Source organism: Serratia sp. AKBS12, assembly GCF_024793895.1.
GTDB lineage: Bacteria > Pseudomonadota > Gammaproteobacteria > Enterobacterales > Enterobacteriaceae > Serratia_F.
Genome location: NZ_JANUSB010000015.1, coordinates 25,794 through 50,181 on the forward strand (window position 1 = coordinate 25,794; position 24,388 = coordinate 50,181).

At 57.1% G+C, this 24,388-nt stretch carries 18 protein-coding genes; 14 read left to right on the top strand and 4 right to left on the bottom strand.

The window, feature by feature from the left end:
- Positions 1-16: 16 nt before the first annotated feature.
- The 3 genes from NYE85_RS10055 (at position 17) to tadA (ending at position 2,762) form a co-directional block, all read left to right on the top strand.
- Positions 17-1,381 carry a PTS transporter subunit EIIC gene (locus NYE85_RS10055; RefSeq protein ID WP_259004580.1) on the top strand — a complete coding sequence of 455 codons (1,365 nt, stop codon included), beginning with the start codon at positions 17-19 and terminating at the stop codon, positions 1,379-1,381.
- A gap of 3 nt (positions 1,382-1,384) precedes the next feature.
- Complete coding sequence (gene yfhb / locus NYE85_RS10060) at positions 1,385-2,041, top strand: phosphatidylglycerophosphatase C (protein ID WP_259004581.1); 657 nt, start codon at positions 1,385-1,387, stop codon at positions 2,039-2,041.
- Between the two features lie 214 nt (positions 2,042-2,255).
- Entirely contained in the window at positions 2,256-2,762 is a 507-nt protein-coding gene (gene tadA / locus NYE85_RS10065; RefSeq protein WP_259006297.1) for a tRNA adenosine(34) deaminase TadA, read from the top strand.
- On the opposite strand, the gene mltF is transcribed toward tadA, so the two are convergent.
- Positions 2,759-4,222: a membrane-bound lytic murein transglycosylase MltF gene (gene mltF, locus NYE85_RS10070; protein WP_259004582.1), complete on the bottom strand. Its 1,464-nt coding sequence runs from the start codon at positions 4,220-4,222 to the stop codon at positions 2,759-2,761. The genes tadA and mltF overlap by 4 nt on opposite strands.
- A 277-nt stretch (positions 4,223-4,499) precedes the next feature.
- Between mltF and purL the strand changes: the two genes are divergently transcribed.
- From purL to glnB, 6 genes are all read left to right on the top strand, one after another.
- The gene (purL, locus tag NYE85_RS10075; protein WP_259004583.1) at positions 4,500-8,390 is read left to right on the top strand and encodes a phosphoribosylformylglycinamidine synthase; all 3,891 of its coding nucleotides are present in this window, start codon (positions 4,500-4,502) and stop codon (positions 8,388-8,390) included.
- 1,010 nt (positions 8,391-9,400) lie between these two features.
- Positions 9,401-10,837: a HAMP domain-containing sensor histidine kinase gene (locus NYE85_RS10080; protein ID WP_259004584.1), complete on the top strand. Its 1,437-nt coding sequence runs from the start codon at positions 9,401-9,403 to the stop codon at positions 10,835-10,837.
- Between the two features lie 3 nt (positions 10,838-10,840).
- Entirely contained in the window at positions 10,841-11,713 is an 873-nt protein-coding gene (gene qseG / locus NYE85_RS10085; RefSeq protein WP_259004585.1) for a two-component system QseEF-associated lipoprotein QseG, read from the top strand.
- Complete coding sequence (glrR, locus tag NYE85_RS10090) at positions 11,710-13,047, top strand: two-component system response regulator GlrR (RefSeq protein ID WP_259004586.1); 1,338 nt, start codon at positions 11,710-11,712, stop codon at positions 13,045-13,047. Before qseG ends, glrR begins: the two co-directional genes overlap by 4 nt.
- A gap of 64 nt (positions 13,048-13,111) precedes the next feature.
- Positions 13,112-14,734, top strand: coding sequence for an NAD+ synthase (locus NYE85_RS10095; protein WP_259004587.1), 1,623 nt, complete (start codon positions 13,112-13,114; stop codon positions 14,732-14,734).
- Positions 14,735-14,890: 156 nt separating this feature from the next.
- Complete coding sequence (glnB, locus tag NYE85_RS10100) at positions 14,891-15,229, top strand: nitrogen regulatory protein P-II (protein ID WP_004847623.1); 339 nt, start codon at positions 14,891-14,893, stop codon at positions 15,227-15,229.
- A gap of 73 nt (positions 15,230-15,302) precedes the next feature.
- Here the strand turns inward: glnB and hmpA are convergent, their stop codons facing one another.
- Positions 15,303-16,493, bottom strand: a complete 1,191-nt coding sequence (gene hmpA, locus NYE85_RS10105) for an NO-inducible flavohemoprotein (protein WP_259004597.1) — start codon at positions 16,491-16,493, stop codon at positions 15,303-15,305.
- Between the two features lie 355 nt (positions 16,494-16,848).
- Here hmpA and glyA point away from each other — a divergent pair, with 355 nt between their 5' ends.
- Both glyA and NYE85_RS10115 read left to right on the top strand, forming a co-directional pair.
- Entirely contained in the window at positions 16,849-18,102 is a 1,254-nt protein-coding gene (glyA, locus tag NYE85_RS10110) for a serine hydroxymethyltransferase (protein WP_259004598.1), read from the top strand.
- Positions 18,103-18,258: 156 nt separating this feature from the next.
- Positions 18,259-19,413: a 3-phenylpropionate MFS transporter gene (locus tag NYE85_RS10115; protein ID WP_259004599.1), complete on the top strand. Its 1,155-nt coding sequence runs from the start codon at positions 18,259-18,261 to the stop codon at positions 19,411-19,413.
- On the opposite strand, the gene csiE is transcribed toward NYE85_RS10115, so the two are convergent.
- On the bottom strand, positions 19,405-20,670 hold the full coding sequence (gene csiE, locus NYE85_RS10120; RefSeq protein ID WP_259004601.1) for a stationary phase inducible protein CsiE: 1,266 nt from the start codon (positions 20,668-20,670) through the stop codon (positions 19,405-19,407). The genes NYE85_RS10115 and csiE overlap by 9 nt on opposite strands.
- Positions 20,671-20,815: 145 nt before the next feature.
- Between csiE and NYE85_RS10125 the strand changes: the two genes are divergently transcribed.
- Both NYE85_RS10125 and NYE85_RS10130 read left to right on the top strand, forming a co-directional pair.
- Positions 20,816-21,484, top strand: a complete 669-nt coding sequence (locus tag NYE85_RS10125; protein WP_259004602.1) for a DUF1007 family protein — start codon at positions 20,816-20,818, stop codon at positions 21,482-21,484.
- Positions 21,475-22,497, top strand: a complete 1,023-nt coding sequence (locus tag NYE85_RS10130; RefSeq protein WP_259004603.1) for a nickel/cobalt transporter — start codon at positions 21,475-21,477, stop codon at positions 22,495-22,497. The genes NYE85_RS10125 and NYE85_RS10130 overlap by 10 nt, the downstream gene beginning before the upstream one ends.
- A gap of 77 nt (positions 22,498-22,574) precedes the next feature.
- On the opposite strand, the gene suhB is transcribed toward NYE85_RS10130, so the two are convergent.
- Positions 22,575-23,378 carry an inositol-1-monophosphatase gene (gene suhB, locus NYE85_RS10135; RefSeq protein WP_039991838.1) on the bottom strand — a complete coding sequence of 268 codons (804 nt, stop codon included), beginning with the start codon at positions 23,376-23,378 and terminating at the stop codon, positions 22,575-22,577.
- 128 nt (positions 23,379-23,506) lie between these two features.
- Between suhB and trmJ the strand changes: the two genes are divergently transcribed.
- The gene (gene trmJ, locus NYE85_RS10140; RefSeq protein ID WP_259004604.1) at positions 23,507-24,232 is read left to right on the top strand and encodes a tRNA (cytosine(32)/uridine(32)-2'-O)-methyltransferase TrmJ; all 726 of its coding nucleotides are present in this window, start codon (positions 23,507-23,509) and stop codon (positions 24,230-24,232) included.
- Positions 24,233-24,388 lie beyond the last annotated feature (156 nt).

Consider the following 24,388-nt stretch of genomic DNA (forward strand, 5'->3'; position numbering starts at 1 on the left):
ACTTTCGAGGCAGGCGATGGACAAGACAACGGCTCTGGCGACACAAATTCTGGCGGGCATCGGCGGCGAAGGCAATATTCTCAAGCTGGAAAACTGCATGACTCGGGTACGGGTAGAAGTCAGCGACGAGCAACGTCTCGATCTGGCGCTGCTGAAAAAGCTGGACGGGGTAAAAGGCTATATCAAGCAGGGCGATCAACATCAGTTTATCGTCGGGCCGGGCGCGGCGGCCAAAGTGGTGGACGCCATGCAGGCGCTGCTTGGCAGTGCGCCACCGGCGTCGGCGGCGGATGACATCTCACGTAACAAGGCCGTCGCCAAGGCCAGGTATGCCGCGCCGATGAGCGACGCGTTAAAGAAACTGGCCGACGTGTTTATTCCGCTGATACCGGCGTTTATCGCTTCGGGGCTGATAACCGGCATTATCAATATCTTGAAACGCCCGGATATCGCCGGCGACATTGCGTTGAGCTATCCGAATATGCTGGGGCTGTTGGCTGTCTTTGGCAGCGCGGTTTTCGCCATTATGAATATTCTGGTCGGGGTCAACGCGGCGCGGGTGTTTGGCGGTTCACAGGCTATGGGCGGCGTAATGGCCGGCATCCTCTCCAGCCCGCAGCTGGCGCAGATCACCCTGTTTGGCGAAGCACTGCAGCCGGGGCGTGGCGGGGTGATCGCGGTGCTGCTGGTGGTGGCCTTTATGTGCTGGGTGGAAAAAAGGCTGCGTAAACTGTTGCCGGAATCGCTTGAACTGATCCTCAATCCCTTATTCACCACCTTGATTACCGCATCGCTGGCGATAGTGCTGCTTCAGCCGCTCGGCGGTTATATTTCCGATGCCATCGCCCACGGTGCCAATCTGGCGATCGACAAGGGCGGTCTGCTGGTGGGGGCGGTGCTGTCGGGCGTTTTTCTGCCGCTGGTACTGTCAGGACTGCATCAGGGGCTGGTGCCGATCCACGTTGAGCTGGTGCAGGCGCACGGCGCCAACCCACTGTTGCCGATTCTGGCGATGGCCGGGGTTGGCCAGGTGGGGGCGGCGCTGGCGGTGCTGCTGAAAACCCGTAACGAACGTTTAAAGAAGGTGATTAAGGGGGCCCTGCCGGTTGGCGTGCTGGGCATTGGCGAGCCGCTGATCTTTGGCGTAACGCTGCCGCTCGGTAAGCCGTTTATTGCCGCCTGTCTCGGCGGTGCGGTGGGCGGAGCACTGATCAGCTATTGGAAAGTGGCGACGGTGATCACCTTTGGCATTTCAGGGCTGCCTTTGGCGTTGACCATCGTATCAGGTAAGGTGATGTTGTATCTGACAGGTATGCTGATTACGATTATAGCGGGCTTCATTTTTACCTGGCTTATGGGTTTCAACGATCCTGAGGAGTAGCGCTTGAGTAACAAAGCACGCCAACAGGCTGAGGAAGGCCGCCGCGTTGTGTTCTTCGATTTGGACGGTACGCTGCATCAGGAAGATATGTTTGGCAGTTTCTTGCGCTTTTTATTACGGCGTTTGCCACTGAACTTATTGCTGGTGGTGCCGTTGTTGCCGGTGGTCGGCATCAGTATGCTGGTTGCCGGTCGTGCTGCGCGCTGGCCGATGAGCGTGCTGTTGTGGTCGATTACCTTCGGTCGCTCGGAGGCCAGGCTGAAGGCGCTGGAATTGCAGTTTGTTAACTATTTCCGCCAAAAAGTCACCGCCTTCCCGGTGGTACAGCTGCGCCTGCGCCAATATCTGGATGAGCATGATGCCGAAGTGTGGCTGATTACCGGCTCGCCAGAACGCCTGGTGGAGCAGGTCTATCAGGATTCGCCTTTTCTGCCGCGGGTACGTCTGGTGGGCAGCCGTATTGCGCCTCGCTATGGCGGCTGGATATTGGCAATGCGCTGTTTGGGGGTGCAAAAGGTGATGCAGCTTGAGCAACGCATTGGCGCACCGCTGAAATTATACAGTGGTTACAGCGACAGCAAACAGGATAACCCGTTGCTGTTTTTCTGCGAGCATCGCTGGCGAGTCAGCAAAGAGGGTGAGCTGCAGCAACTGGAGTGATACATCGGGTGAGCTGGGGCTGATGCCGTTCGGGTAAACCTGAGCGGCATTTTTTTGCCTGCTGTGGCATAGGGGGAACGGCCAACGCCGTGGTGCCTGGTTTGCCCGACAGTCAATGCGCCGCATGGCTGCGTTCAGCCGCTGGCGACAAAAGAGGAGTCGAGCTGTCCTACTGTGTATAATGCCCGCCGCAACGCGCACGAGGACTTATATGATGACTGAATACAACGACGACTACTGGATGCGACAGGCGCTGACGCTGGCCCTGCGTGCGCAGGAAGAGGGTGAAGTGCCGGTGGGTGCGCTGCTGGTGCTCGACAACCAGGTTATTGGCGAAGGCTGGAATCGGCCGATTGGCCGACACGATCCGACCGCGCATGCGGAAATCATGGCGTTACGACAGGGCGGTGCGGTGTTGCAGAACTATCGGCTGTTGAACGCCACGCTGTATGTCACGCTGGAGCCATGTGTGATGTGTGCCGGAGCGATGGTGCACGGCCGTATTCGCCGTCTGGTGTACGGCGCATCGGACGAAAAGACCGGGGCAGCCGGATCGCTGGTGGATATTTTGCGCCATCCGGGCATGAACCATCAGGTAGACATTACCGCCGGGGTGCTGGCCGAGGAGTGTGCCGCTACGTTGAGCAACTTCTTTCGCCAGCGCCGCGAGCAGCAAAAAGCGCTGAAGCTGGCGCAGCGGGCGGCAAAACCGCACGATTAATCGAGATTGAGCGCCAAATCGGGCGCTACGGCAGGGTAGCCGCGGCCGAGAGCCACCTGAGCCTGCGCCGTTTGCGCCGCCTTCTTTTCTTTTTCCTGCAAATAGCCCACCAGGCTGACCTGATAGCGACGGATGTTTTCCACGTAGTTATACGCTTCGCGACCACGGGCGTAGCCATAGGTCAGCTGCGGGTAATAGCGCTTCTGGCTGAGCATTGGCAAACGCTGTTTGACGTCAACCCAGCTGTCCGGGTTGCCCTTTTGCATTTTCGTCAGTTTACGTGCATCAAGCATGTGCCCCCAGCCCATATTGTATGCTGCCAGGGCAAACCACACGCGTTCGTCTTCCGGCACCGTGTCCGGCATTTTGTCCATCAGGCGCTGCAGGTACAAGGCTCCGCCCTGAATGCTTTCTTCCGGATCGAGACGGTCATTGACCCCCAGCCCCTCGGCGGTGGCGCGGGTTAACATCATCAGGCCGCGCACGCCGGTCGGCGACGTCGCCAGCGGGTTCCAATGGGATTCCTGATAGGCAATGGCGGCCAGCAGTTTCCAGTCGATGATATTGGCATACTTTTCAAACAGCGGTTGAAAGGTCGGCAACACTGAGTCGATGGCCGACAGGAAGGTTTTGGTATCGACGTAATCGAAGCTGCCGACGTGACCAAGGTATTTTTCTTCCAGGCGCGCCAGGGTGCCGTCCTCCACCATTTGGCTGTAAAAATCGAGCAGAGCGGCGTACAGGCTGTCATCGTTGCTGCGTTTCAGATACCAGGTGACCGGCTCTTCGTCGGTAGCGTCAAAGGCCACCGCCAACTGCGGGTGAATGCGTTGCAGCAGCGCGATGGTCACCGAGTCGCCGAGGGTATAGTCCAGTTTGCCGTCGGCCACCCGTTCCAGCAGCTCTTTGGAGGTCAGATCGCTGGAGGATTGCCAGCCGAGATCGGGGAATTTGCCGTTCTTGAGCTGTTTCAGCGTGCTGACGTGGGCAGAGCCCGAGGCCACCGCCAGCGTACCTTTGAGGTCGGCGAAGTTTTTCGGCCGTGGGCTACCGAGGCGATACACCAATTGCTGGGAAACCGAGTAGTACGCCGGAGCGGTGCGGGCGCGGCTGAGGCGCTCCTGATTGTAGATCAGGCCGGCGGCGAGGATATCTGCGTTGTCATCATCCAGATCGTCGAACAGGTCATTGATGTTTTGATGCGGCAAAACCACCAGTTTCACCCCCAGATAGTTGGCAAAGCGCTTTGCCAGCTCGTAATCGAGGCCGCTCGGCCCCTGCGGGGTGGTGAAATAGGTTAGTGGCGAATTCAGGGTGCTGACGCGTAATTCGCCGCGGGACCTTATCTCTGCGAGTTGTCCATCCTGGCCGCTACGCCAAGGAATGTTCGGCCAGAGGGCAAGCGCCAGAAGCAGAGTGACGGTACCGACAAGAATGTAATTTATTTTTATTCGTTTCAAATAGTTGTCTCTCGGCGATGCATGTCTGCCGCAGGCCGGAAAGGGTTTTTTGGTATGGTTAAATCAACAGTGTCGGGGCATTTTGCGTAACAAAACGCCAGCGTGCAACTTTATTGGCATGTTATGACAATTCGACGGTGAGAGTACGATTTATCAATTATCGCCACGCAAACGGTTTCGTCGGCGGCGTGGATTCTCTATAATAGCGCGCGTTTTCCCCTGTTGCGCCCAATGAAGCACTGGAGTCAGTTGCTTCGAAGACGAGAGAACTTTGATTATGGAAATACTGCGTGGTTCGCCCGCTTTGTCGGCTTTTCGTGTTACCAAACTGCTGTCCCGCTGCCAGGACGCACAACTTCCGGTCAGTGATATCTATGCCGAGTACGTCCACTTTGCCGATGTTAGCGCACCGCTAAGTGCCGAAGAACATAGCAAGCTCACGCGTTTGCTCAAGTACGGTCCTTCTCTCGCCGAACACGCTCCGCAGGGTCGCCTGCTGTTGGTGACGCCGCGTCCGGGCACCATTTCTCCCTGGTCATCCAAAGCCACCGACATCGCCCATAACTGCGGTTTGTCGCAGGTTGAACGCCTGGAGCGCGGCCTGGCGTTTTACGTCACGGCGCCGACGCTGGACGAGGCACAATGGCAGCAACTGGCAGCGTTGCTGCACGATCGCATGATGGAAACCGTATTCAGCGATCTGCAACAGGCGGAAAAGCTGTTTGCTCACCACCAGCCGGCGCCGTATCAGGCGGTGGACATGCTGGGTGAAGGGCGCAGTGCCCTGGAAAAGGCGAACGTCAAACTGGGCCTGGCGCTGGCGCAGGACGAAATTGACTATCTGTTGAATGCCTTTACCGGTTTGGGGCGCAACCCGACGGATATCGAACTGTATATGTTTGCGCAGGCCAACTCTGAGCACTGCCGCCACAAGATTTTCAACGCCGACTGGATCATTGATGGCGAACAGCAACCTAAATCGCTGTTCAAGATGATCAAAAACACCTTTGAACATACGCCGGACTACGTACTGTCAGCGTATAAAGACAACGCCGCGGTAATGGAAGGCTCGCAGGTCGGGCGCTTCTTCGCGGCGCCGGAAAACGGTCGCTATGATTATCATCAGGAAGATACGCATATCCTGATGAAGGTAGAAACCCATAACCACCCAACGGCGATTTCCCCATGGCCCGGCGCGGCCACCGGTTCCGGCGGCGAAATCCGCGACGAAGGCGCCACCGGTCGAGGCGCCAAACCGAAGGCCGGACTGGTGGGCTTCTCGGTGTCCAACCTGCGTATTCCCGGCTTTGAACAGCCGTGGGAACAGGATTTCGGCAAGCCGGAGCGCATCGTTAGCGCATTGGATATCATGACCGAAGGACCACTGGGCGGGGCGGCATTCAATAACGAATTCGGCCGTCCGGCGCTGCTCGGTTACTTCCGTACCTATGAAGAGCAGGTCAATAGCCACAACGGCCTCGAACTGCGCGGCTATCACAAGCCGATCATGCTGGCGGGCGGTATCGGCAACATTCGCGCCGATCACGTACAGAAAGGCGAAATTACCGTTGGCGCCAAGCTGGTGGTTCTGGGAGGTCCGGCGATGAATATCGGTCTGGGCGGCGGCGCGGCGTCCTCGATGGATTCCGGCCAATCCGACGCCGATCTGGACTTTGCCTCGGTACAGCGCGACAACCCGGAAATGGAGCGTCGTTGCCAAGAGGTGATCGACCGTTGCTGGCAACTGGGCGCCGACAACCCGATTCTGTTTATCCACGACGTGGGCGCCGGTGGTCTGTCCAACGCCATGCCGGAACTGGTGAGCGACGGTGGCCGCGGTGGCCGTTTCGAACTGCGTGACATCCTCAACGATGAGCCGGGCATGAGCCCGCTGGAAGTATGGTGTAACGAATCGCAGGAACGCTATGTCATGGCGATTGCGCCAGCGCAGATGGCGCAGTTTGACGAGATTTGCCGCCGCGAGCGCGCGCCGTACGCGGTGATCGGTGAAGCAACCGAAGAACGCCACCTGACGTTGAACGATCGTCATTTTGATAACCAGCCGATCGATATGCCGCTGGACGTGCTGCTCGGCAAAACGCCGAAAATGACCCGTGACGTCACGCGTCTGCAGGCCAGGGGCGAGCCGGTGCTGCGCGACGGTATCAGCGTGGCCGACGCGGTGAAACGCGTACTGCATTTGCCGGCCGTCGCAGAGAAAACCTTCCTGATCACCATTGGCGACCGGACCGTGACCGGTATGGTGGCGCGCGATCAGATGGTAGGCCCATGGCAGATCCCGGTGGCAGATTGCGCGGTGACCACCGCCAGCCTCGACAGCTACTATGGTGAAGCGATGTCCCTCGGCGAACGTGCGCCGGTGGCGCTGCTGGACTTTGCCGCTTCGGGCCGTCTGGCGGTGGGCGAAGCGCTGACCAACCTGGCGGCGACGGACATTGGATCGCTCAAGCGCGTGAAGCTTTCTGCCAACTGGATGGCCGCAGCCGGCCACCCAGGGGAAGATGCCGGCCTGTATGAGGCGGTGAAAGCGGTGGGCGAGGAACTGTGTCCGGCGCTGGGCATCACTATTCCGGTGGGGAAAGATTCGATGTCGATGAAAACCCGCTGGCAGGAAGGCAATGAGCAACGCGAGATGACCTCTCCGCTGTCGCTGGTAATTACCGCCTTTGCCCGGGTAGAAGACGTTCGCCATACCGTGACGCCACAGCTGCGTACCGATCAGGGTGACACCGAGCTGTTGCTGATCGACCTCGGAAACGGCCACAACGCGCTGGGGGCAACCGCGCTGGCGCAGGTTTACCGCCAGTTGGGCGACCAACCGGCGGACGTGCGCAGCGCTGAACAACTGGGCGGTTTCTTCAATGCGATGCAACAGCTGGTGGCAGATCGTGAGCTGCTCGCTTACCACGACCGTTCCGACGGCGGTTTGCTGATCACGCTGGCGGAAATGGCCTTTGCCGGTCACTGCGGCGTGGAGGTGGATATTCAGGCGTTGGGTGAGGATGCGCTGGCGGCGTTGTTCAATGAAGAACTGGGGGCGGTGATTCAGGTCAGCGCCGAACGCCGCGCTGCGGTGCAACAGATTTTTGCCCGGCATGGCCTGAGCAACAATGTGCATCATATCGGCCGGGTACAGGCTGGCGATCGCTTTGTCATAACCCAGGGCGACAAACCGGTTTACAGCGAAAGCCGCAGCACGTTGCGCACCTGGTGGGCGGAAACCACCTGGCAAATGCAACGCCTGCGCGATAACCCCGACTGTGCCGATCAGGAACATCAGGCCAAACAGGATGAGCGCGACCCGGGGCTGAACGTCAAGCTGACATTTGCGCCACAAGAGGACATTGCAGCACCTTATATTGCCAAGGGCGTGCGGCCGAAAGTCGCGGTGCTGCGTGAGCAGGGCGTCAACTCCCACGTTGAAATGGCGGCGGCGTTCCACCGCGCCGGTTTTGACGCCATCGACGTGCATATGAGCGATCTGCTGGCTGGGCGTCGCGATCTGCAGGACTTCCATACGCTGGTGGCCTGTGGCGGTTTCTCATACGGTGACGTGCTGGGTGCAGGCGAAGGCTGGGCGAAGTCGATTCTGTTCAACCCGCGCGTACGTGACGAGTTCGAAGCCTTCTTCCACCGTCCGCAGACCCTGGCGCTGGGCGTGTGTAACGGCTGTCAGATGATGTCCAACCTGCGTGAGCTGATCCCCGGTGCAGAACAGTGGCCGCGCTTCGTGCGCAACCTGTCTGATCGCTTCGAAGCGCGCTTTAGCCTGGTGGAAGTGGCGGCCAGTCCGTCGCTGTTTATGCAGGGCATGACCGGTTCGCGGATGCCGATTGCGGTATCGCATGGCGAAGGGCATGTCGAAGTCCGTGATGCGGCGCATCTGGCTGCGTTGGAAAGTCAGGGGCTGGTGGCATTGCGCTTCGTGAACAATGCCGGCCAGGTCACTGAAGCCTACCCGGCCAACCCGAACGGATCGCCAAACGGCATTACTGCCGTGACCAGCGCCAGCGGACGAGCGACGGTAATGATGCCACACCCGGAGCGGGTGTTCCGTACCGTCAGCAACTCCTGGCACCCGGACGAGTGGGGCGAAGACAGCCCGTGGATGCGTATGTTCCGCAACGCGCGCCAGCAACTGGGTTAAATGCCGCAGGGGCCGTTCCCGGCCCCTGTTGCCCGATACCCTGGCCACTGGGTGCCAGGGTATCGGCTACCCCGGAAAAGTTTGCAACCAGACCCCAGACCCCAGACCCCAGATACAGTTTCCCGCTCCTGAGCCCCCGGCGCCACGAGACGCCCCCCTCGGCGTGTTTAACGATGCGGCAACGCACCGGCCAGTAAACTCGCCTGTCGCATTTAATCTGCTGATTTTCGGCGTAGTTGCAGGTTGTCGGCAATTTGCGACAAACTCCATTAAGAATGTCTCTAAAAGGTGACATCTAAGCTATTGATTTTTAAGGTAGGTAAATAAATTGACTTAGGTTGTCGTGTTTTGGCGACAGCATGGTGAATTTCCGCACAGCGCTGCCAGGCGGAAATACCACTATAGAAAATGTAATTTATTAATAAACTGCTTTAAATCAGTATGATATAAAAATAATTGAAAAGTTGGCACGCATAATGCATGATACTTGTCAGTTGCTCATTCAACTTTTTATGATGGCCGGTAAATAAACCGAATCCATGCCTCATAAGCCTCCGAATGATGCCAAAGAAATGGTGCCTATCGTCCAACCAAACCGATAACAGACGCGCAAGCGGCTTTATCAAGCATCGGGCGACACGTGGAGTGAGGCACCGCCTGTATCCAACTGTGATGAAACGTTCATCAATATCGGATACATCTGGATGCTATTCGTCCCATTCGATGCCAGCCTGCGGGCTACATCACCCTGGGGACGAGGCTTAAGGGCATCCACATATTCCTTGCGATGGGGCAGTCCTGCCCCAGCGTCAATCCGCCAGTTTTCTTCGTCAATCCGTTTGTTTGCCGTCCTGCAATCCTTCTCCTTGCTGATTTACCTGCGTGAAAGCAGCGTGGCACGTTGCCTGGCGCTGTAAAGCAGTTTGCAGCGCGTATGCAGGATTATCCGCCTACAGGCTTTTTTCTTGCCGACGACTCGGTTAGCATCAGGGCAGACAAGGGACAATGAGATGATTTCGTTGAAAAGATGGCGTTTATTCCCCCGCTCGCTGCGCCAATTGGTGCTGATGGCGTTTCTGTTGGTGTTACTGCCATTGCTGGTATTGGCATATCAAGCCTATCAAAGTCTGAATCATCTCAGTTCGCAGGCGGCCGATATCAACCGCACCACCCTGGTGGATGCCCGCCGCAGTGAGGCGATGACCAGCGTGGCGCTGGAAATGGAGCGCAGCTATCGTCAGTATTGCGTGCTGGTTGACCCGACGCTGGAACGCCTGTATCAAAATCAGCGCAAACAATATTCACAAATGCTTGATGCCCATGCCCCGATCCTGCCGGATGAGCGCTATTATCAAACGTTGCGCGATCTGCTAACGCAGCTGGCGACCATCAAATGCCAAAGCAGCGGCCCCGATAAGGAAACGTCGACCCTGCTGGAGTCGTTTTCGCGCTCCAATGCCGAAATGGTACAGGCGACGCGCGCGGTGGTGTTCTCGCGCGGTCAGCAACTGCAGCAGGCGATTGCCGAGCGCGGGCAGTTTTTTGGCTGGCAGGCTCTGTTGCTGTTTCTGGTCAGCGTGCTGCTGGTGGTGCTGTTTACCCGCATGATTATCGGGCCGGTGAAGGCGGTGGAGCAGATGATTAACCGCCTGGGCGAAGGACGTGCGCTGGGTTCGGCGGCATCGTTCAAAGGGCCGCGCGAACTGCGCTCGTTGGCACAGCGGATCATCTGGCTGAGCGAGCGCCTGGCATGGCTGGAATCGCAGCGTCATGAGTTTCTGCGCCATATTTCCCATGAACTGAAAACGCCATTGGCCAGCATGCGTGAAGGCACCGAATTATTGGCGGACGAAGTGGCGGGGCCGTTGACCTCCGACCAAAAAGAAGTGGTGACCATCCTCGATCACAGCAGCCGTCATTTGCAGCAGCTGATCGAGCAATTGCTCGACTACAATCGTAAGCTGGCGGATGGGCCGGCAGAGCATGAAAACGTCGAACTGAGCGAGATGATCGAGATGGTGGTTGCGGCACATAGCCTGCCGGCTCGAGCCAAGATGATCCGAACCGACATTCAGCTTGATGCCGAAATTTGCTGGGCAGAGCCTACGCTATTAATGCGCGTGCTGGATAATCTCTATTCCAATGCGGTGCACTACGGCAAGGAATCCGGTAACATTTGGATTCGTAGCCGCCAAATTGGGCAACGGGTGCAGATTGATGTCGCCAATACCGGCACGCCAATCCCCGAAACGGAACAAACCATGATTTTCGAGCCTTTTTTCCAGGGCAGTCAGCAACGGAAAGGGGCGGTAAAAGGAAGCGGGCTCGGCCTGAGCATCGCACAAGATTGTATCCGCCGGATGCGCGGTGAATTGCAGTTGGTCAACGTCGATGACGCTGATGTCTGCTTCCGAATTGAATTGCCATTAACCGCCGAGAATGAATAAATAATGTACATATGGCCACAACGCGCTCGTCTGACCAAGATCGAACGTTCCACGCGTGCTAGTGCGCGCGCACCGCTCGGCAAGCGTCCACTCTCTTTTCTGGGCACGCTTCTTTTTGCCCCGTTTTTGTTAGCCGGCTGTGCCGATCGCGCCGTCAGCAGCGGTCTTGAGCCGCAGCAGCAGGAAGCGATTCCTGATAGCAAGGTTGTCGATTACCGTATCGCGCCGTGCGATACCCTGTGGCAACTCAACGAAAAGGATGCGTTGGACAACTCCCTGTATTGGCTGCGTGCCATGGACTGCGCCGACCGGATCGGTTCTACCCAGGCGCGCACGCTGGCAAAAACCATTCCTGGTACCGCATGGGATGGCATGTTCAAGCAAAGCATCCTGTTGGGCAGCGCCGAACCGACGTCGGCGGAGCGCCGGCAGATGATCGATCGTCTGAACCACTACCGGCTGGCTTTCCCAAGTACGCTGCGGCCGCTGCTGCAACTGTGGCGTCAACAGCAGGTGCTGCAAATTGCGCTGTTCGATGAGCGTGCCCGCTATCAACATCTGCAAGAGTCAACCGACAGCCAGATTGATACGCTGCGCCAAAGCCAGGCTCGGCTGCAAAGCCAGTTGCAGGATACCTCACGCAAATTGGAAAACCTGACGGATATCGAGCGTCAACTTTCTTCCCGCAAGCAAATGCAGGGTGAGATCCCCGATAATGCCGCCAGCCAGGCCAAGCCGAGTGCGGCAGCCAAACCTGCCGAGCCGGCAAAGAGCGCCGAGCCGGAAGGCACAACGGAAAAGGGCACCGCGCTGCCGGTTGAACCGGAAGACACTTACGCGCCGCCATCTGCCAATAAGGAGCCTAACGCGCAATGACAGCCCGCAAACCGGCCAATTTGTTATTGGTTGACGACGATCCCAGCCTGCTGAAGCTGCTGGGGATGCGCCTCACCAGTGAAGGTTTTCATGTCACAACGGCTGAAAGCGGTCAGGAAGCGCTGCGCCTATTAGCGCGTGAAAAAATCGATATGGTCATCAGCGACCTGCGTATGGATGAAATGGACGGTATGGCACTGTTTGCCGAAATCCAGAAGCATCAGCCAGGCATGCCGGTGATCATCCTTACCGCCCATGGTTCTATCCCTGACGCCGTCGCGGCAACCCAGCAGGGGGTGTTCAGTTTCCTGACCAAACCGGTCGATCGTGATGCGCTGTATAAAGCCATCGACGACGCACTGTCGCTGTCGATACCGGCAGGCGACGATAGCTGGCGTGAAGCCATCGTCACCCGTAGCCCAATCATGCTCCGTTTGTTGGAGCAGGCGAAAATGGTGGCGCAGTCAGATGTCAGCGTGTTGATCAATGGCCAGAGCGGCACCGGCAAGGAAGTGCTGGCACAGGCGATTCACGGCGCCAGTCCGCGCGCCAAGAAAGCCTTTATCGCCATCAACTGCGGCGCGCTGCCGGAACAGCTGCTGGAATCGGAGCTGTTTGGTCATGCCAAAGGGGCATTTACCGGCGCGGTCAGCAGCAGAGAAGGGCTATTCCAGGCGGCGGCCGGCGGCACGCTGTTCCTCGACGAAATTGGCGATATGCCATTGTCACTTCAGGTTAAACTGCTGCGGGTGTTGCAGGAGCGCAAGGTGCGGCCGCTGGGCAGCAACCGCGACCTGGATATCGACGTACGTATTATTTCCGCCACCCATCGTGATTTACAGAAAGCGATGGCGAAGAATGAATTTCGTGAAGATTTGTACTACCGTCTGAACGTAGTGAACCTGAAAATTCCGGCGTTGAACGAACGTGCCGAGGATATCCCGCTGCTGGCCAACCACCTGCTGAGAGAGTCGGCCAAACGGCACAAGCCGTTCGTGCGCAGTTTCTCTACCGATGCGATGAAACGCCTGATGACCGCCAGTTGGCCGGGCAATGTACGGCAACTGGTCAACGTGATTGAACAGTGTGTGGCATTAACCTCGGCGCCGGTGATCAGCGAAGCGTTGGTGGAACAGGCGCTGGAAGGCGAGAACACCGCGTTGCCGACCTTTGTCGAGGCGCGCAACCAGTTTGAATTGCATTACCTGCGCAAGCTACTGCAAATTACCAAGGGCAACGTGACTCAGGCTGCACGCATGGCTGGCCGCAATCGCACCGAGTTTTATAAATTGTTATCGCGTCATGAACTTGATGCCAACGATTTTAAAGAATGATGTTTTTTCCTGAACGTGCTTCGGCAGGTTCGCAACACATGACCTGGAAACAGACCATAGAAATATGAGCAGATCACTTTCCATTGCGTTAGCCCAGCTGAATTTGCTGGTGGGCGATATTGAAGGCAACAGCGAGCGCATGTTGCAAATCGTGCAGGAACAGCAGAAGGCGGGAGCCGATCTGGTTATGTTCACCGAACTGGCGCTGTCCGGTTATCCTCCGGAAGACCTGCTGTATCGTGACGATTTCTATCAGCGCTGCGACCGGCAGCTCAACCGCCTGCAACAGGCGTCAGGCGAGGTCGCGATCCTGGTCGGTCATCCATGGCGGGAAGGCGACAGGTTATACAATGCGTTGTCGCTGTTTGCCGAAGGCGAGCTGCGGGCGCGCTACTTCAAGCAGCAGTTGCCGAACTATGGCGTGTTTGACGAAAAACGCTATTTCCACGCCGGGCAGGAAAGCTGCGTGGTGGAGCTGAAAGGCTACCGTCTTGGCCTGCTGATTTGTGAAGACCTGTGGTTCCCCGAGCCGATTGACGCGGCGAAAGCCGCCGGCGCAGAAATTGTTCTGTCGATTAACGCCTCGCCGTATAACCGGGAGAAGCCGTATATCCGCAAGACGCTGATGGCTGGCCACTGCCGGCGCACCAATTTGCCGCTGGTATACCTGAACCAGATCGGTGGGCAGGACGAATTGATTTTCGACGGTTGTTCAAAGGTGTTTGATGCCGCAGGCAATATGACCCACCGCCTGGCAGCGTTTGCCGAACAGGTGACGTTGTTGCAGTTCAACGAGCGTGAAGTGGTGCCAATGACCGCGCCTGCCGCCGAATTGCCGCAGCTGGCGCAAATCTACGAAGCGCTGGTGCTGGCGGTGCGCGACTATGTAAACAAGAACGGTTTCAAAGGCGCGGTACTGGGCCTGTCGGGGGGCATCGATTCGGCGTTGACGCTGGCGATTGCGGTGGATGCGCTGGGTAAGGAAAAAGTGCAGGCGTTGATGATGCCGTTCCGTTATACCGCCGATATCAGCATTGCCGACGCCAAAGAAGAAGCCGAGATACTTGGCGTCGAGTTTGACGTTGTTTCCATCGAGCCGATGTTTGACGCCTTTATGGGGCAATTGGCGCCGATGTTTGCCGGCACCGAACGCGATACCACCGAAGAAAACCTCCAGGCGCGCTGCCGCGGCGTGGTGCTGATGGCATTGTCGAACAAGCGGCGCAGCATCGTGCTGACCACCGGCAACAAGAGCGAAATGGCGGTGGGTTACGCCACGCTGTACGGCGATATGGCCGGCGGCTTTGATGTGTTGAAAGATGTACCGAAAACCCTGGTGTTCAAGCTGTCGGAATACCGCAATACCGTGTCGTACGTGATCCCGCAGCGGGTGATCGATCGTCCGCCGTCCGCCGAACTGGCGCCGGATCAGGTCGATCAGGACAGCCTGCCGCCTTATGATATTTTAGATGCCATTCTGGAAGGGTACGTCGAACGCGATATGTCGGTGGCCGATCTGGTCGCCGCCGGTTTCGATGAGGCGATCGTGCGTAAAGTGATCCGCCTGGTGGATATCAACGAATACAAGCGTCGTCAGGCCGCCGTCGGGCCGCGCATCACTGCCCGCAACTTCGGCAAGGATCGTCGCTACCCGATCACATCCGGCTTTGGCCGCAAAAATTGGTAATTGAAGCGCCTATTCAATAGGCGTCATTGTCGCCGTCAGTTTGGGCGCGGACAGCGCGCAGGGCCGCAGCGTACAGGCAGTACGTGAGTCGTCCGAGCACTGCCCTGGCGCAAAATGACCAGAAAATAGCCTAGTGGATAGGCGCGAGGAAACTAGATGAAAAAGATCGACGCTATTATCAAGCCGTTCAAACTGGATGACGTGCGTGAAGCGCTGGCTGAAGTCGGCATTACCGGCATGACCGTGACCGAAGTTAAAGGCTTTGGCCGGCAGAAGGGGCATACCGAACTGTATCGCGGTGCGGAATACATGGTCGATTTCCTGCCCAAGGTGAAAATCGAGATCGTGGTGGCCGACGATATCGTTGATACCTGCGTTGAAACCATCATGCAAACTGCCCAGACTGGCAAAATTGGTGACGGCAAGATCTTCGTGTTTGACGTGGCGCGCGTGGTGCGTATCCGCACCGGTGAGCAGGACGAAGAAGCTATTTAAGCCATCGCTTCCGGCATAAAAAAACGGGCGACGCTGGCCCGTTTTTTTATTGTGTCGCGCCAGGGCGCGGCAGTTACAGCACCTTATGCGGGCCGAAGCATTCATAATGAATGCGCTCGACGTTAACACCCATAGCCAGTAACTGCTGCGCGACAAATTGCATAAACGCCACCGGGCCGCAGAAGTAATAATGCATCAAGGGGTTATCCAGCGAAGCGCGAACGGTGCCGAGATCCATCAGCCCGCGTGATTGGTAATCACGGCCTTCAACGTCGTTCTCGCTCGGTTGGCGATACCACACATGGCGGCTCAGGTTTGGCATGCGTGTTGCAATGTCGGCAACCTCGTCAGCAAAAGCGTGGACGCGGCCGTTTTCTGCAGCGTGCAGCCAATGCACCTCAGCCTGGTGCTGATTGTTGTACAGTGCGTTAAGCATGCCAAGCATCGGCGTTTGGCCAACGCCGCCGGAAATCAGCGCCACCGGCGTCGACGGCGAGATATCGAGGAAAAAGTCGCCGTGTGGCGGTGCGATCTCAATCACGTCGCCTTCTTTTGCCTGCTGATGCAGGTAGTTGGACACGATGCCGTGCTCTTCACGTTTTACCGCGATGCGATAAAATTCGCCGTTCGGGGCGGCAGTCAGTGAATACTGGCGGATCTCCTGGTGTTCAATGCTGTGGTGGTTGATATACACCGCCAGGTACTGGCCTGGCTTGAAATCAACCACGCGGCCACCGTCGACCGGCGCCAGAATAAAGCTGCTGATTGCCTCGCTCTGCGGCTGCTTTTTCACGATGCGGAAAGCGCGGCGATCGCGCCAGCCGCCGTCTCCGGTAGCACTTTCCTGATAAATCTGGCCTTCACGCTGGATAAATACGTTGGCCAATACGCCGTAAGCCTTGCCCCATGCGTCCAGCACTTCCTGCCCCGGGCTGAACATTTCGTCCAGCGTTGCCAACAGATGCGTACCGACAATCTGGTACTGCTCCGGCTGAATATTGAAACTGGCGTGTTTTTGCGCAATACGCTCGACCGCAGGCAGCAGCGCCGCCAGGTTTTCAATATTACTGGCGTAGGCGCAAATGGCATCAAACAGCGCCTGGCGCTGATCGCCGTTACGCTGGTTGCTCATATTGAAGATATCCTTCAGCTCAGGATTATGAGCGAACATGCGATCGTAGAAATGCGCAGTCAGCTTTGGCCCGGTGGCGGCAAGCAGGGGGATGGTGGACTTTACGGTGGCGATGGTTTGGCTATCCAGCATGGTGGCACTCCTTTGTGCAATGTTCCGATCTTATATAATGATGCATTTTAAATGCATCTTATAAGGTTGCGTCCGTCTTGTAAATACCCACTTTTTTGTTAAGTGTTTGTTAATCGCCGATCCGCTTCACAGAACATGAAAAAAGCCCATTGGCAACATGAGGAAATGTCCGTTGAATAACGCACGTGTTTGATGGATCAAAGCCTTGTCGCAGCTAAAGCCAATCGTTTGCGTAAAAACCTCTGTCAAGACCTATCTTCGACGGGTGAAAACAGTTTACACTGTTGCCCAGAACCCAAACGGGTAGTTATTTGGTGATTTTTTAGTTAGCGGGATTCAAGTCAGGAGAAGCCGGATGTTAAAGCGTGAAATGAACATTGCCGATTACGATGCCGAACTGTGGCGCGCAATGGAGCAAGAAGTGGTGCGTCAGGAAGAGCACATCGAGCTGATTGCCTCTGAGAACTACACCAGCCCGCGTGTCATGCAGGCTCAGGGTTCCCAGTTGACCAACAAATACGCTGAAGGCTACCCGGGCAAGCGTTACTACGGCGGTTGCGAATACGTCGATATCGTTGAGCAACTGGCTATCGATCGCGCCAAAGAGCTGTTCGGCGCGGATTATGCCAACGTTCAGCCACACTCCGGCTCTCAGGCCAACTTTGCTGTCTACACCGCGCTGTTGCAGCCGGGAGACACCATTCTGGGCATGAACCTGGCGCACGGCGGCCACCTGACCCACGGCTCTCCGGTCAACCTGTCCGGCAAACTGTATAACGTGGTGCCTTACGGCATCGACGAAAAAGGCCAAATCGACTATGACGATCTGGCAAGGCAGGCACAGACGCACAAACCGAAGATGATCATCGGCGGTTTCTCAGCCTATTCTGGCGTGGTCGACTGGGCCAAAATGCGTGAAATTGCCGACAGCATCGGCGCGTACCTGTTCGTTGACATGGCGCACGTGGCCGGTCTGATCGCCGCTGGCGTCTACCCGAACCCGGTGCCGCACGCGCATATCGTTACCACCACCACCCACAAGACGCTGGCCGGCCCGCGTGGCGGCCTGATCCTGGCAAAAGGCGGCGACGAAGACCTGTACAAGAAACTGAACTCCGCGGTGTTCCCTGGTGGGCAGGGCGGCCCGCTGATGCACGTGATCGCCGGCAAGGCCGTCGCGCTGAAAGAAGCCATGGAGCCAGAGTTCAAGGTTTACCAGCAGCAAGTGGCCAACAACGCCAAGGCGATGGTAGAAGTGTTCCTGGATCGCGGCTACAAAGTGGTTTCTGGCGGCACTCACAACCATCTGTTCCTGCTGGATCTGGTAGAGAAAAACCTGACCGGTAAAGAAGCGGATGCAGCCCTCGGTCGTGCCAACATTACCGTTAACAAAAACAGCGTGCCAAACGATCCGAAGAGCCCGTTCGTGACCTCCGGTATTCGTATCGGTACGCCGGCGGTAACCCGTCGCGGCTTCAAGGAAGCGGAAGTTCGCGAGCTGGCCGGTTGGATGTGCGACGTGTTGGACAATATCAACGACGAAGCCACCATCGAACGCACCAAACAGAAAGTACTGGATATTTGCGCTCGCCTGCCGGTTTACGCCTAAGTCCGATTGGTATCAATAAAACCCGCTGCGGCGGGTTTTTTTACGCCGATAACCGGCAAAGTGTGAACTGCTCTACACTATGGTTCGGTGGATATGAATCATGATTGCTAGCTGATGTGAGCTCTGTCAAAGTATTGCCCACACACCGGAGGGAACATGGTTCTGCAATCAACGCGTTGGCTGTCTCTCAGCTATTTCACCTATTTCTTTTCTTATGGCATTTTCCTCCCGTTCTGGGGCGTTTGGTTAAAAGGCGAAGGGCTGGAAGCCGATACCATCGGCATGTTGCTGGGAGCCGGGCTGGTGGCGCGTTTTCTCGGCAGTTTACTGATCGCCCCACGGGTTAAAGATCCTTCGAATCTGGTTACTGCATTACGCATTCTGGCGTTGTTGACGCTGGCCTTTGCCGTTGGCTTCTGTTTTGGCAATGGCTGGGGTTGGCTAATGCTGGTGATTGCCGGCTTTAACCTGTTTTTTTCGCCGCTGGTGCCGCTGACTGACGCATTAGCCGCCACCTGGCAAAAACAGATCTCCATGGACTATGGGCGCGTGCGCCTATGGGGCTCGCTGGCGTTTGTCATTGGTTCGGCGCTCACCGGGCAACTGGTGTCGGTCTGGGGCCACAATGCCATCCTGTTCAGCCTGATTTTCAGCCTGATGGCGATGCTGCTTGGCATGTTGCTCAAACCCAGTGTCATGCCGCAAGGCGAGGCTCGCGCGCATGATGTGTCCAACCGCTCATGGCGTGAATTACTCAGCGAAGGGCCGGTCTGGCGTTTTTTGCTGTGCGTCACCCTGTTACAGGGTGCCCATGCCGGTTATTACAGTTTTGCCTCCATATACTGGCAGGAAGCCGGTTATTCGGCTTCTGCCATCGGCTACTTCTGGTCGTTGGGGGTGGTGGCGGAGGTGATTATTTTTGCCAGCAGCAATGTTTTGTTTCGCCGTTGGAACGCCCGCAATCTGCTGTTGCTGTCAGCCTGCTGCGGCATATTGCGCTGGGGGTTGATGGCCTCGACCACCGAGCTGAGCTGGCTGCTGCTGGTACAGGTCTTGCACTGTGGCACCTTTACCGTCTGCCACCTGGCGGCGATGCGCTTCATTGCCGCGCGCCAGGGAGCGGAGGTGATCCGGCTGCAAGCGGTTTATTCCGCGTTGGCGATGGGCGGTGGTATTGCCGTAATGACGGTGATTGCCGGTTTCCTGTTCGAACATCTGCAAGCCGGCGTGTTCTGGGTGATGGCAGCGATAGTGGTGCCGGCGTTGTTTGTCCGCCCGCCGGCCGCCGCGGTCAGCCATTCGCTAAGGTGATTCCAGCAGCGCGCGGATAGTTTTACGTTGTCCGCGCTCCAGCGGTAATACGGTGTGGATCAGCGGTGGCTGTGCCGCGTGTGGCGGGGTGGCGTAGGGGGTTATGACCAGCGCCACGCCCTGCGGCGCGCCGGAATCGTGAAATTCGCTGAGCGACAGATACTTGATATTTAACGGCAGTAGTGTCAACTCCCGGATCTGGTACTCCAGCTCTTCTTCCAGTTGCGGATCGTCCAGCGTCAGCAGCAACACCTGTTTCTCCTGCAATGCGTTGCCTTGCATCAGCCATGCGCCGAAGCTAATGGCTATCAGGCCGGCTTCCTCGCGCGAAAAATGAATGTCGTATTCCTGCTCGAGCGGTGCCATCGCCTCCAGCGTAGTGCGCATCAGGCGTGGGTATTTACGCATCACCTCTTCCAGCAGCATATTGTCGATGCCGATAGCAAACTGACAGCGTTCGACGGCAGGCGCCAGATGGGCAAACAGATGGGTGATCAGATCTTTTTTGCTGCTGAAGCTCATGCCGGAAATCTGCTGAAAGCGCTCCACCATCTGCTCAATGGCAGTCATCAGGCGTAAATCTTCTGCGGAATCGCTGCTTTCGTAACTGTGGTTCTTCAACATGGTAAACAGCAGCACCAGAAAATCCTGCTCGCTGTCATTCGGTGGAGCGGCAGACAGCGCCATCAGCGTCTGTGATAATACGCTTGCGGCCTGACATTCTGCTTTCTGATGCAGCCAGGCGCGTTGGCGATCGTTGAACTGCGGGTGGCGCTGACAGGCGCTTTCCCATAAGCAGTAGCAAAGATAATGCTGCAAGAATTGCCGGTCGCGGGCGTCGAGTTCACGGGCAAGCCACTGGGTGCAGTCATCAATGCCGCGCAGTAAACGTGCGAGCAGTTGGGCATCGGCTCCCAGCGCCTGCAGCAACCGCGGGCTGAATGCGCTATCGACAAACTGCGGACAGCAACGAAGCGCACGCCGCAACCAGTGAATCAGGCACAGGCGCTTATTCAGCGTGCTTCCCATAATCTGGTAGCCATCGTCGGGATTGCCAGCGATGTCCAAATGGTGGAAACGCTGGATTTCGCTGGCGACCTCGGCTATATCTTGCCGGGTAATGGGGAGCTCGACGCCGTTGATTTGGCTGATGGTCTCCAGTTGTACCGTGGGCAGCGGTGCGTACAGCATCAAGAGCAGTTGGCAGCGCCGTTGTTGACCGGAGAGCTCAGGCACAGGAGAGGTGTCCAGGCTCATATCACCTTCTAGCAGGTAACGTTGAAATTATGCCTAAGCATAGCAAAAGGCATTACCGTGACACGGACAGTGCGCCTGCTTTTACTTCGGCTTACAACTTTCGTCACAGTTATTATGCCGTTGAGCGGAGATTTCGCTCCAGGTTATGTTACTTTATAACAATAATGAGTGTCGCTTAATGCTAAAACTACGAAATCTGCTGGCCGGTTTGACGGTGCTGTACAGCGTGGCAGCCACCGCCCATCCGCACAGCTTTATAGATATGACCACCACCTTTATTGCCAAGGATCGTCAATTGGTCGGTTTGAGAATGGTGTGGGTTATGGATGAGATCACCTCGGCAGATCTGCTGTACGACGCGGGCAATGCCAAAAGCGATTCGGAGATCTGGAAGAAGCTGGCGGCGGAAGTGATGGCCAACGTGCTCGGGCAGCATTATTTCACCGACATCTATCGTGACGGCAAGCCGGTAAAATACGTGAATTTGCCAACGGAATATCACCTTTCGCGCCGTGGCCACAATGCGGTGCTGGAGTTTGTACTGCCGTTGGCGCACGCGCAGCCGCTGGCGGGCAAGCCGTTTGACATCGCCACCTACGATCCGACCTTCTTTGTTGATATGAGTTATAAAAATCAATCTGCTATTCATCTGTCGCCGGATATGGCGCAGCAATGCCAGTTCAAACTGATGACACCGAAGCCGGATGCGTCGCTGCAGGCGTATGCGCTGTCGCTCGATAAAAATGACTCTCCCGGAGAAGACATGCAGCTCGGTCAGCAGTTCGCACAACGGATTATTCTGCAATGTCAATGAATCTCGGCAGCGCCGCTGGCCGCCGGCGTCACTGGGCCTTCAGCCTGTGGCCGTTACTGTTGTTTACCGTCTTGTTTGCGCTCGGCGCGCGGCTGGTGTGGCATTATTGGCCGCAAATCCAGCTGCAAAGCGTGGTGTGGCAAAAAGCACTCAATCAGCACATGGCTGGTCTGTTACAGCAGGTTGATGCCGCGCCGCAGCAGGCCGGCATGGCGCTGGTACTGTTCAGCCTCGGTTACGGCGTGCTGCACGCCCTTGGCCCCGGTCATGGCAAAGTGGTGATCGCTACCTATCTGGCGACGCACCCGGCGCGACTGAAAAGCAGCCTGCGGTTAACCTTTGCCGCTTCGCTGGTACAGGGGCTGGTGGCGATTGGCCTGGTCACGCTGATGCTGGGAGTGCTGGCGTTGTCGTCACGCCAGTTGCACCAAAGCAGTTTCTGGCTGGAACAGGGCAGCTATCTGCTGGTAGTGCTGCTTGGCGTCCTGTTGAGCTGGCGCGCGCTGCGGCGTCTGTTCACCGCGATCCGCGCGTTGCGCCCAGCGCCGGCGATGCGTATTCGCGCGGTGCAGCCGTTGCCCGCCGATCACGTGCATAGCGCCGAATGCGGTTGCGGCCATCGTCATTTGCCAACCGACCGTGAATTGCAGGCCGGCGGCGGCTGGCGTACCCAGTTGGCGATCGTGCTGGCGATGGGCATGCGGCCATGCTCCGGCGCGATATTGGTGCTGCTGTTTGCCAAAGTGATCGGGGTATTTTTCTGGGGCGTGGTTTCCGCGCTGGCGATGGCGCTGGGCACCTCGATAACCATTTCGCTGCTGGCGCTGCTGGTACATTACAGTCGTCGTCTGGCGGTGCGCATCAGCGGCACTCGCACGCCGGCCGCCTGGAGCGCGGTGGCCTGGGGAACCCTGGCACTGGCCGGTGGAGTGATTCTGCTGTTTGCCGGCATCCTGTTGTACACCAGCGCGGTGCCGGAATTCGGCAGCGGCGTGCGGCCCTTCTCCCGCTAACGGGCATAAAAAAAGCGCTGCAACAGCAGCGCTTCAATAGTCAAGCAGCTTCGGACGTGATAAGCCCACCGGCGTTTTTAACGCTTCAGCGCTTCGCTCAGTTCTTCACGCATGCTGGACAGCATGGCCTTCACTACGCGCGGATTGCCTGCAACAACGTTGCCGGAGCTGAAGTGGTTATGGCCGCCAACGAAGTCGGTGACCAAACCGCCGGATTCACGCACCAGCAGTTCGCCGGCGGCAAAGTCCCACGGCTTCAGGCCGATTTCGAAGAAACCGTCAACGCGGCCGGCGGCCACGTAAGCCAGATCCAGTGCGGCAGAGCCGGTACGACGGAAATCCGCACACTGGGTAAACAGTTTGCCGACGACGTTGATGTAAGGGGTCGCATGTTGCTTGAGCTTGAACGGGAAACCGGTCGCCAGGATAGTGCCATTAAGGTCTTTGGCATTGGTGCCACGCAGGCGGAAACCGTTGAGCTGAGCTCCCTGGCCGCGAGTCGCGGTGAACAGTTCGTTGCGCATTGGATCGTAAACTACCGCCACTTCGGTGCGGCCTTTGATGCGCACGGCAATGGAAACGGAGAAATGCGGGAAACGTTTGATGAAGTTTGAAGTGCCATCCAGTGGATCGATCACCCATTGTACATCCTGATCTTCGCCGACCAGCTCACCGCGTTCTTCGCTGATGATAGTGTGTTGCGGATAAGACTTGCGAATAACGTCAATGATCAGATGCTCTGCATCGCGATCGACGTTGGTGACGAAATCGTTAGTCCCTTTCTGGCTCGCTTCAACGGCGTCCGGGGTCTCGTAGTTTTTGGCAATCAGGTTACCGGCCTTGCGCGCAGCGCGCACGGCGATAGTCAGCATCGGATGCATGGGTATCTTCCAACTAGGATGTTAAAGAACAGGAAACGGCGCGAAGTATAGCAGGTGTTCGGCAAAATACCTAATGTCCTTCATCCTGTGTTAAGATGCTACGATTTTCCGCTACGCTCAGAGTTTGTATGCTGCACAATATTCGCATTGTTCTGGTAGAAACCTCTCATACCGGCAACATGGGCTCGACCGCCCGGGCCATGAAAACCATGGGCCTGACCAACCTTTATCTGGTCAATCCGCTGGTAAAACCCGATTCGCAAGCCATTGCGCTGGCCGCCGGCGCCAGTGACGTCATCGGTAACGCCACCATCGTCGATACCTTTGATGAAGCCATTGCCGGCTGCAGTCTGGTGGTTGGCACCAGCGCGCGTTCGCGCACGCTACCCTGGCCGATGCTTGAACCGCGTGAATGCGGCGTGCGTGCGGTTCAGGAAGGCGAGCAGGCGCCGGTGGCTCTGGTCTTCGGCCGCGAGCGCGTGGGCCTGACCAACGACGAACTGCAAAAATGTCATTATCACGTTGCCATCCCGGCCAACCCGGATTACAGCTCGCTGAACCTGGCGATGGCGGTCCAGATCCTGGCGTATGACGTGCGCGTGGCATATCTCGAACGTCAGCAGGCAGACGCGCCGCCGACGCCGCAAGAAGCACCTTATCCTCTGGTCGACGACCTTGAACGTTTCTATCAGCATCTGGAACAGACGCTGTCGACCACCGGGTTTATCCGCCCAACGCATCCAGGGCAGGTGATGAGCCGCCTGCGCCGCCTGTTTACCCGTGCGCGCCCGGAAGCGCAGGAGCTGAATATACTGCGCGGCATGCTGACGTCGATCGATAAGCAGATTAAGTAGCAGGGTTATTATTACGACGCTGCCGACAGGCAATACGGCAATAGCATTATGAATCCGTGAGATATAACATGCATCCAAGATGCATTTGTTATAAATCGGTACAAATAATGCTAATACTTGAGTGAATTACTCGGTTAAATAGTTGACTGATTTACT

What these genes read in the sequence shown, in the direction of transcription:
- NYE85_RS10055 (WP_259004580.1), top strand. Translation starts at nt 17, where the DNA reads ATGGACAAGACAACGGCTCTGGCGACACAAATTCTGGCGGGCATCGGC.
- tadA (WP_259006297.1), top strand. Translation starts at nt 2,256, where the DNA reads ATGACTGAATACAACGACGACTACTGGATGCGACAGGCGCTGACGCTG.
- purL (WP_259004583.1), top strand. Translation starts at nt 4,500, where the DNA reads ATGGAAATACTGCGTGGTTCGCCCGCTTTGTCGGCTTTTCGTGTTACC.
- NYE85_RS10080 (WP_259004584.1), top strand. Translation starts at nt 9,401, where the DNA reads ATGATTTCGTTGAAAAGATGGCGTTTATTCCCCCGCTCGCTGCGCCAA.
- qseG (WP_259004585.1), top strand. Translation starts at nt 10,841, where the DNA reads ATGTACATATGGCCACAACGCGCTCGTCTGACCAAGATCGAACGTTCC.
- glrR (WP_259004586.1), top strand. Translation starts at nt 11,710, where the DNA reads ATGACAGCCCGCAAACCGGCCAATTTGTTATTGGTTGACGACGATCCC.
- NYE85_RS10095 (WP_259004587.1), top strand. Translation starts at nt 13,112, where the DNA reads ATGAGCAGATCACTTTCCATTGCGTTAGCCCAGCTGAATTTGCTGGTG.
- glnB (WP_004847623.1), top strand. Translation starts at nt 14,891, where the DNA reads ATGAAAAAGATCGACGCTATTATCAAGCCGTTCAAACTGGATGACGTG.
- hmpA (WP_259004597.1), bottom strand. Translation starts at nt 16,493, where the DNA reads ATGCTGGATAGCCAAACCATCGCCACCGTAAAGTCCACCATCCCCCTG.
- glyA (WP_259004598.1), top strand. Translation starts at nt 16,849, where the DNA reads ATGTTAAAGCGTGAAATGAACATTGCCGATTACGATGCCGAACTGTGG.
- NYE85_RS10115 (WP_259004599.1), top strand. Translation starts at nt 18,259, where the DNA reads ATGGTTCTGCAATCAACGCGTTGGCTGTCTCTCAGCTATTTCACCTAT.
- csiE (WP_259004601.1), bottom strand. Translation starts at nt 20,670, where the DNA reads ATGAGCCTGGACACCTCTCCTGTGCCTGAGCTCTCCGGTCAACAACGG.
- NYE85_RS10125 (WP_259004602.1), top strand. Translation starts at nt 20,816, where the DNA reads ATGTTACTTTATAACAATAATGAGTGTCGCTTAATGCTAAAACTACGA.
- NYE85_RS10130 (WP_259004603.1), top strand. Translation starts at nt 21,475, where the DNA reads ATGTCAATGAATCTCGGCAGCGCCGCTGGCCGCCGGCGTCACTGGGCC.
- suhB (WP_039991838.1), bottom strand. Translation starts at nt 23,378, where the DNA reads ATGCATCCGATGCTGACTATCGCCGTGCGCGCTGCGCGCAAGGCCGGT.
- trmJ (WP_259004604.1), top strand. Translation starts at nt 23,507, where the DNA reads ATGCTGCACAATATTCGCATTGTTCTGGTAGAAACCTCTCATACCGGC.